The sequence below is a fragment of the Butyrivibrio sp. NC2007 genome (assembly GCF_000421405.1).
GTDB lineage: Bacteria > Bacillota > Clostridia > Lachnospirales > Lachnospiraceae > Butyrivibrio.
This window is the reverse complement of record NZ_ATWY01000041.1, coordinates 1-6,582: the sequence shown is the minus strand read 5'-3', so window position 1 is coordinate 6,582 and position 6,582 is coordinate 1. Positions and strand designations below refer to the sequence as shown.

11 protein-coding genes are annotated in these 6,582 nt (G+C 43.3%); all 11 read left to right on the top strand.

Going from position 1 to position 6,582, the window contains the following annotated elements; genetic code table 11:
- Positions 1–246 precede the first annotated feature (246 nt).
- The 11 genes from G632_RS0118115 (at position 247) to G632_RS0118065 (ending at position 6,485) form a co-directional block, all read left to right on the top strand.
- Positions 247–477 (top strand): hypothetical protein, encoded by a 231-nt coding sequence (locus tag G632_RS0118115; RefSeq protein WP_155828927.1) that lies wholly within the window; start codon positions 247–249, stop codon positions 475–477.
- Between the two features lie 215 nt (positions 478–692).
- Positions 693–1,070 (top strand): zinc ribbon domain-containing protein, encoded by a 378-nt coding sequence (locus G632_RS0118110; RefSeq protein ID WP_022770934.1) that lies wholly within the window; start codon positions 693–695, stop codon positions 1,068–1,070.
- A gap of 149 nt (positions 1,071–1,219) precedes the next feature.
- Positions 1,220–1,375, top strand: a complete 156-nt coding sequence (locus tag G632_RS22065; RefSeq protein WP_022770933.1) for a hypothetical protein — start codon at positions 1,220–1,222, stop codon at positions 1,373–1,375.
- 13 nt (positions 1,376–1,388) lie between these two features.
- Complete coding sequence (locus G632_RS21600; RefSeq protein WP_022770932.1) at positions 1,389–1,787, top strand: flavodoxin family protein; 399 nt, start codon at positions 1,389–1,391, stop codon at positions 1,785–1,787.
- A gap of 109 nt (positions 1,788–1,896) precedes the next feature.
- Entirely contained in the window at positions 1,897–2,613 is a 717-nt protein-coding gene (locus tag G632_RS0118095) for a suppressor of fused domain protein (protein WP_022770931.1), read from the top strand.
- Positions 2,614–2,623: 10 nt separating this feature from the next.
- The gene (locus G632_RS22555; RefSeq protein WP_022770930.1) at positions 2,624–3,364 is read left to right on the top strand and encodes a GNAT family N-acetyltransferase; all 741 of its coding nucleotides are present in this window, start codon (positions 2,624–2,626) and stop codon (positions 3,362–3,364) included.
- A gap of 6 nt (positions 3,365–3,370) precedes the next feature.
- Positions 3,371–3,679, top strand: coding sequence for a glutaredoxin (locus G632_RS0118085; RefSeq protein ID WP_022770929.1), 309 nt, complete (start codon positions 3,371–3,373; stop codon positions 3,677–3,679).
- Between the two features lie 113 nt (positions 3,680–3,792).
- Positions 3,793–4,410, top strand: a complete 618-nt coding sequence (locus tag G632_RS0118080; protein ID WP_022770928.1) for a hypothetical protein — start codon at positions 3,793–3,795, stop codon at positions 4,408–4,410.
- On the top strand, positions 4,397–5,311 hold the full coding sequence (locus G632_RS0118075; protein WP_022770927.1) for a nucleotidyl transferase AbiEii/AbiGii toxin family protein: 915 nt from the start codon (positions 4,397–4,399) through the stop codon (positions 5,309–5,311). Before G632_RS0118080 ends, G632_RS0118075 begins: the two co-directional genes overlap by 14 nt.
- Before the next feature lie 2 nt (positions 5,312–5,313).
- Positions 5,314–6,102, top strand: a complete 789-nt coding sequence (locus G632_RS0118070) for an SDR family oxidoreductase (RefSeq protein ID WP_022770926.1) — start codon at positions 5,314–5,316, stop codon at positions 6,100–6,102.
- A complete protein-coding gene (locus G632_RS0118065) occupies positions 6,102–6,485 on the top strand; it encodes a VOC family protein (RefSeq protein ID WP_022770925.1) in 384 nt (127 codons plus the stop codon). The genes G632_RS0118070 and G632_RS0118065 overlap by 1 nt, the downstream gene beginning before the upstream one ends.
- Positions 6,486–6,582 lie beyond the last annotated feature (97 nt).

Genomic DNA, 6,582 nt, shown 5'->3' with positions numbered 1-6,582 from the left:
TTTGATGCTGTGGTGAATTAATGGTTATGTATTTTCCTTGTGGTGAAAAAATGAGTCCGGAATGCAGATAGGCTGTGAATAGTAACAATCAGGGGGCGGCAGAAGAGAACAGGCATTTTTATTGGACTCAATTTGTGGCAGAATAAAGATACCCAAAGAAATACCAAAGTAAATATCCAAGTAAATACCCAGAAAGTATCAAAAAAGGCTGTTACGAAGCGTTCAAGTATAAGTGAGGCAGATACAATGAACAATAATGATTTCATCCACGATGATGACGACAGATATTTTCATGAAGAAGTAATGCATGAGGACTATTATGGCAAGATGAGTGGCCCTCGCAAGTCTAAGAAGTCCACGTCTGCAATCATATGGATCATCGGCATAATCATAGCAATAGCGACGTGGGATTCACCGGCCGTGTTGTTCTTCTACGTCCTGATTGTTTTGTCCGGGAAGCTGTCCGGAGCATTTTGAAAAGCAGACAGGATTAAGTCACATACATTTTAGGAAAGGCGTATTATAATGTTAGTGTCAGCTTTGTTTTTCGCAATCGCAATAATAGGTCTGTTTACCAGGCATGGCGTTTTAGCCTATGTCTGCTTTTGGATATCAAGGTTAATATTCTTTCCGACCAGCTACATCTGGATCAGGAAGAAGGCCGGAATCTAGTATAGGAGTAATGTGACGTTATGTTTTTTATCATGGGAATAACTGATGGCAGGAAGGACTTTACTTTTAACCAGCTTGTGACCTGCGCTATCTGTGGAAGATATGGGCGATTCAACGTGTTCATGACATACACGGTGCTGTCGCTTTTCTTCATACCGACGTTCAAGTGGAACAAGCGCTACTATGTGCAGACCAGCTGCTGCGGAACTGTTTACGAGCTTGATCCGGAGATCGGAAGGGCTATCGCAAGAGGCGAAGAGGTTGAGATTCAGCAGAGCCATCTGACCAGAGTAATGGAGGGCAGAGGCTTTACTACCGGATACAAGAAGTGCAGACAGTGTGGATATGAGACAACGGAAGACTTTGATTTCTGCCCCAAGTGCGGAACTAGATTCTGAAGATATCAGAGCTAATAGAGCCCCTGACTTTTTTGAAGTCGGGGGCTTGATTTTTTTTGATACTATATTATAATAACAATTGTACACAATTATATTGCACAAAACGTATAACGTGAACAACGCGAACGACAAGTAGGAGGTAACTTAAATTGAAAAATACAGGTTTATTAGTAGCATGCGCATTTGTATTCGGAGTAATGATCGGAATCCACAGAAGAGTGATCAAGGCTGTTATCACAGGCAGTCCAATGCCTGAAGCTCCTGCAAGCCATTTCTGGGTTAAGAATCATAGAACAGAAGATTGAAAGAAGGAATACGATGAGCAAGATAGAAGTCCGTTACTGTTCAAGAACAAAGTTCGGCAACACCAGAAGAATTGCCGAGGCCATAGCTGAGGGCGCCGGAGCAAAGGCAATCAGCATAGATTGTGAGCCAAAGCTTACCGAGAAGGCAGACATTCTTTTCCTGGGCGGAGCTCCATATGCAAATATCATGGCACCTGAGCTTAGAGAGTATGCGGAGAATCTTGATCCGGCTATGGTGGGGCGGATAGTTCTTTTCACCACATCTAACTGGTCGAGGAGAACAGTGCTTGCGCTTAAGAAGATATTCAAGGGCAAGGGAATTACAGTCTCCGAGGATTATTTCTATGCGCACATGCTGAACATAGACGGAAAAATAGACGCAGCCAAGAAGTTTGGCGCAGAGAACTGTTAATATTGAGATGGTACAAAAGCCATGTTTCGGTTTGAAAATATGCCGTTACATGGCTTTTTCTTATGCCCGGAAATATAGTATGATGTGTTAGTAGAATAGGAGGAATGAAATGGGAATTTTTGACAAGTTATTTAAAAAAGGCGAACTGAAAGAAGGACCAAAGGCAGAGCCAACGACAGCACCAGAGCAGACCAATGCGCCGGAGCCACAGGCCGAAGAGGCCGAGGCAGTTGGTTGGGACGCTATTGAAAAAGAGTTTTTGAGGGTTTATCCCGGACAGACCAATCCCAAGCACTATGGAACAATCATTAAATGGATCATGGGTGGAGACGATCCGCTGGATGGAATCAGCGTTTACGATGGTGGCGATTTCTGGCACTTTGTATCCTTCGGACTTACTGAGATATACGAAAAGGAATGTGAAGATCCCGATATCAGTGGCTACGGCTACGAGCTGACCTTCAAGCTCAAGAAGAATCAGTTTGAGGATGAAGAGGCTGAAATCAGATGCATTTGTGGCATTCTCCAGATGGTTGCCAGAATGGTATTTAAGAACGGTGATGTGTTCCAGCCGTTTGAGTATCTTTACACCGGACAGACAGAGGGCATTGATGCGTACAGAAAGTCCAACCTGACCGGATTTATCACGATTAAGGATCCTACAGTTGAGACCATCGACACACCTAACGGCAAGGTTGAGTTCCTGGAGCTCATTGGAATGACTGACGCCGAGCTTAAGACATTGTCCGACAGGGCTTCTGTTGAAGCACTCTACAACAAGCTGCAGTCGGATGTTACGGATTATCACAGGGAGTCAGTGGTTTGAGGAGAGCCTTATGGAACTGATAGTTAAGCACTTTGACGAGCTCAGCACAAAAGAGCTTTATGAGATCTTAAAGACGAGAGCAGAAATCTTTGTTGTCGAGCAGGACTGCGTGTATCAGGACCTTGACGACAAGGATCAGGATGCCATCCATGTCTTTTGCTGGAATGATAAAGGGCGAGTGGCCGGCTGCCTTCGTGTTTTCATGAAGGATGAAGAGAACAAGGTCGCCCAGATTGGCAGAGTGGTCACCCTCGAACACGGCAAGGGGCTGGGACGAAAGCTGCTCAGGGAAGGCGTGGAGGTTGCCGAAAGGTCTTTTGACGCAGACAGAATCTATCTCGAGGCCCAGAAGTATGCTATCGGATATTATGCAAAAGAGGGCTTCGAAGTGACCTCGGATGAGTTCCTGGAGGACGGAATTCCGCACGTGCAGATGGAGCGCAGACGCCGTGACTCTGCGGCTAACAAGGGCGTCGAGGCGGCTGTGGCGCGGATCACTGCGATGGAAGAGATCCTGGACGAGGCTTTGAGAAGGATGGATGCAGCCGGGGAACGTCCGCTAGCCCTGCTTGACTATCAATCTGAGGTAAAAGAGCTTTCGGAGTATTACTCAGGTCCTGACTGGAAGGCGGACTTTGCGCTTGACGAAGAGGGGCTTTTGCCAAAGAATCTAAAACGCGGAGTGCTTTCTGAAGACGGGATCTATGATGCACTTGAGCGGAACAGAGAATTGCTGGAAAGGATAAGGTGAACGAGGATGATCAAAATTTACGGAATGCCTACATGCCCATACTGCGACTATATTCATGAGCAGATCGTCGGGCGCGAGAGTGAGTTTGAGTACATTAACATCGGCGAGAACATCAGGAATATGAGTGCTTTCACAAGGCTCCGCGATACTAATCCGGCCTTTGACCACTCCAAGGAGATCGGCGATGTCGGGATACCGGCATTTGTTCTTGAAGATGGCAGCATTACGCTGGACCCGGCAGTTGTGGGACTTGTTGAGTATGGAACGGAAGGCGCCTGCTCGATTGAGGATCATAAGAGCGGGAAAGGGTGCTGAAGAAGGATGAAATAGCAGCAGAAATGCTGCTATTTTTATACCTCTTGAAATGCTTGATGTGGTGTTGTATCATAAAAGTGAAATAGATAATTTCAAATATATGAGGCGACACAATGGTAATGGATTATATTATTGAAAACTATACAAATGGCGAGCCTATTTTTATAGATGAACTTCCGGGAAGATCTAAGGATTATCTTCGTCAGGAGATGAAAAAACTTGTCGACGAAGGTAAGCTTGAAAGACTATATAATGGTGTTTATTATTTGCCATACATAACTATACTTGGAACTAAGGGTAGGATATCGGTGGATAAGTATTTGGATAAAAAATACTTAAATGCTAATGGAGTGGTTTCAGGGTACATTACAGGACTTCAGCTTGCGAATAAGTACGGCTTTACTACACAGAACCCCTCATGTTATGAGATTTGCAGTAATGAGGCTACCACTAAGCAGAGAAAGCAGGATTTTGATGGCAATACCATTATCGTATACAAACCGGTTGACACTGTGACTGAGCGCAATAAATGTGCATTACAGTTCCTTGATCTTATGACAAATATAGATAAGTACAGTGAGCTCAAAGGTGGTGAGCTTCTTAGGAAATTGAAGAAATATGTGAAGAATACAGGTTTGGATTTTTCTGTTGTAAAGGAGTATCTCCCATTTTATCCGGACAAGGTATATAGAAACATTTATGAAGGAGGATTGATGGGTGAGTTGGTATAAGGGGTATAAGCAGGAGTGGAAGGAGATAATTGAAACTGTATCACGTGAAGTGAACAGAACTCCGCAGATGATTGAGAAAGATACAATACAGTCCATGTTTCTGATGGGATTATCTAAAACGGAGCTTCCATTTGTGTTCAAAGGTGGCACATCCCTTTCAAAAGGATATGGATTGATAGACAGATTTTCTGAGGATATTGACCTTTCGATGAACGTAAAGGCAACGGAATCTGATAAAAGAAAGTCCAAGAATGAAATAGAGAGAATTGCGGATGAACTTGGATTGGTATTAGAGAATCCGGAGGATATTCAATCTAGGCATAGCTATAATAAATATGAATATGAATACGATTCTCTTTTTAGTGATATTCCACTTGAGCTGATTGTAGAAACAAGTTTTTACCAAACTGTATATCCTGTTGAAAAGCATGTGATTTGCAGCTTTGTGGGAAACTTCTGTCAAAAGAATAATATAACATTGCCGATACCATTTGATGCTGATTTTGTAACAATGAATCTTCAATCGCTGGAAAGAACATTTATAGATAAGGTTTTTGCTATATGCGATTATAGAATTCAAGACATGCAGGATAGGGATTCCAGGCATTTGTATGATATAGCCAAGATTCTTCCGCATCTTGATATTAATGGAGAGTTAGATGAACTTATAGATGATGTCAGAGATGATAGGATGTTATCTAAGAATAATCCATCAGCTCAACTTGAATATGATATTCCTGAAATGCTTCATGAGATTATCACAAGCAGGTTTTATGAGTCAGACTATAATAATATCACTAAGAGACTTCTTTATGAGGATGTACCATATAACGAGGCAATTCAAAGGGGAATAGCTGTTATAGCAGATATGGATATATTTGAGTATAAGAAAGGTACTTAATTATGATCTTAGTAACCGGTGCGAAGGGTTTTGTTGGAAGTAAAATAATGGAGCTATGCAAGGATGTTGTGGCAGCTCCGTCGTTACGGGATGTTTCAGAGGATGATGTGAGGCGTGTGGTGTGTGAGAGCGGAGCGGACGCGATAATTCACACGGCTGCGATTTCTGATATCGGGACTTGTGAGAAAGATCCTGAGGCTTCATATAGGGCTAATGTGCTGCTACCTGTTTATCTGGCAAGAGCAGCAGAGGGCAGAAAGCTCATATGCTTCAGCTCCGATCAGGTTTACACGGGGCTTGAGGATGATGGTCCATACACGGAAGAGCGCGTAAAGGCGGCGAATACTTATGCTAAGCACAAGATTGAGATGGAAGAAAGAGTCCTTGATATATGCCCTGATGCAGTAATGCTGCGCGCTGAGTGGATGTATGACTGCGGAGAAGGCAGGCCTAATTACTATCGAAATGTGGTCAATGCAACCGGTTCGGTCAGCTTTGGCTCCGGCAATTTCAGAGGAGTTACCTATGTAAAAGAAGTTGCTGAAAACATGGAGAACGTGATGAAACTTCCGGGCGGGGCTTATAACTTTGGCAGTGAGACAACTAAGAGCATGTACGAAGTTACAAGGGATTTTGTAGATTCTCTCAGACTTGATGTCAAAGTGGAGGATGCACCTTTGTTGCACAATCTTTGGATGGATTGCAGTAAAGCTAGGAAATATGGCGTTGTATTTAGTGAAGTGTCTGAAGGACTGCTGAGATGCGCCAGAGATGATGGAAGGTTGAGCTGATGAAAATTGAGCATATAGCAATGTATGTGGCTGAGTTGGAGAAGGCTAGGGACTTTTTTGTTAAGTATCTGGGCGGAAAATCAAATGATGGATACCACAATGTGAAGACAGATTTCAGGTCGTACTTTATTTCTTTTGATGATGGAGCGAGACTTGAACTAATGACTAAGCCTGAAATTATTGATGCGGATAAGCCTTTGAATAGAACGGGCTATGCGCACATTGCATTTTCAGTTGGAAGTAAAGAAAGAGTTGATGAGCTCACGGAACGCCTGAGGACTGATGGATACGAAGTTGTAAGTGGTCCACGTACTACAGGTGATGGCTACTATGAGAGCTGTATAGTTGCTGTTGAGGGCAACCAGATAGAGATTACGGTTTAGGCGTTACTATTCACAGCCAAATAATGAGTGTTGAGCGACTCTGCAATTGTCAAAATGATGATTGCAGAGTTTTTCTATGTGTGTCATTCTTAATAAT

What these genes read in the sequence shown, in the direction of transcription:
- G632_RS0118070 (WP_022770926.1), top strand. Translation starts at nt 5,314, where the DNA reads ATGATCTTAGTAACCGGTGCGAAGGGTTTTGTTGGAAGTAAAATAATG.
- G632_RS21600 (WP_022770932.1), top strand. Translation starts at nt 1,389, where the DNA reads ATGAGCAAGATAGAAGTCCGTTACTGTTCAAGAACAAAGTTCGGCAAC.
- G632_RS0118080 (WP_022770928.1), top strand. Translation starts at nt 3,793, where the DNA reads ATGGTAATGGATTATATTATTGAAAACTATACAAATGGCGAGCCTATT.
- G632_RS0118110 (WP_022770934.1), top strand. Translation starts at nt 693, where the DNA reads ATGTTTTTTATCATGGGAATAACTGATGGCAGGAAGGACTTTACTTTT.
- G632_RS0118085 (WP_022770929.1), top strand. Translation starts at nt 3,371, where the DNA reads ATGATCAAAATTTACGGAATGCCTACATGCCCATACTGCGACTATATT.
- G632_RS0118095 (WP_022770931.1), top strand. Translation starts at nt 1,897, where the DNA reads ATGGGAATTTTTGACAAGTTATTTAAAAAAGGCGAACTGAAAGAAGGA.
- G632_RS0118065 (WP_022770925.1), top strand. Translation starts at nt 6,102, where the DNA reads ATGAAAATTGAGCATATAGCAATGTATGTGGCTGAGTTGGAGAAGGCT.
- G632_RS22555 (WP_022770930.1), top strand. Translation starts at nt 2,624, where the DNA reads ATGGAACTGATAGTTAAGCACTTTGACGAGCTCAGCACAAAAGAGCTT.
- G632_RS0118115 (WP_155828927.1), top strand. Translation starts at nt 247, where the DNA reads ATGAACAATAATGATTTCATCCACGATGATGACGACAGATATTTTCAT.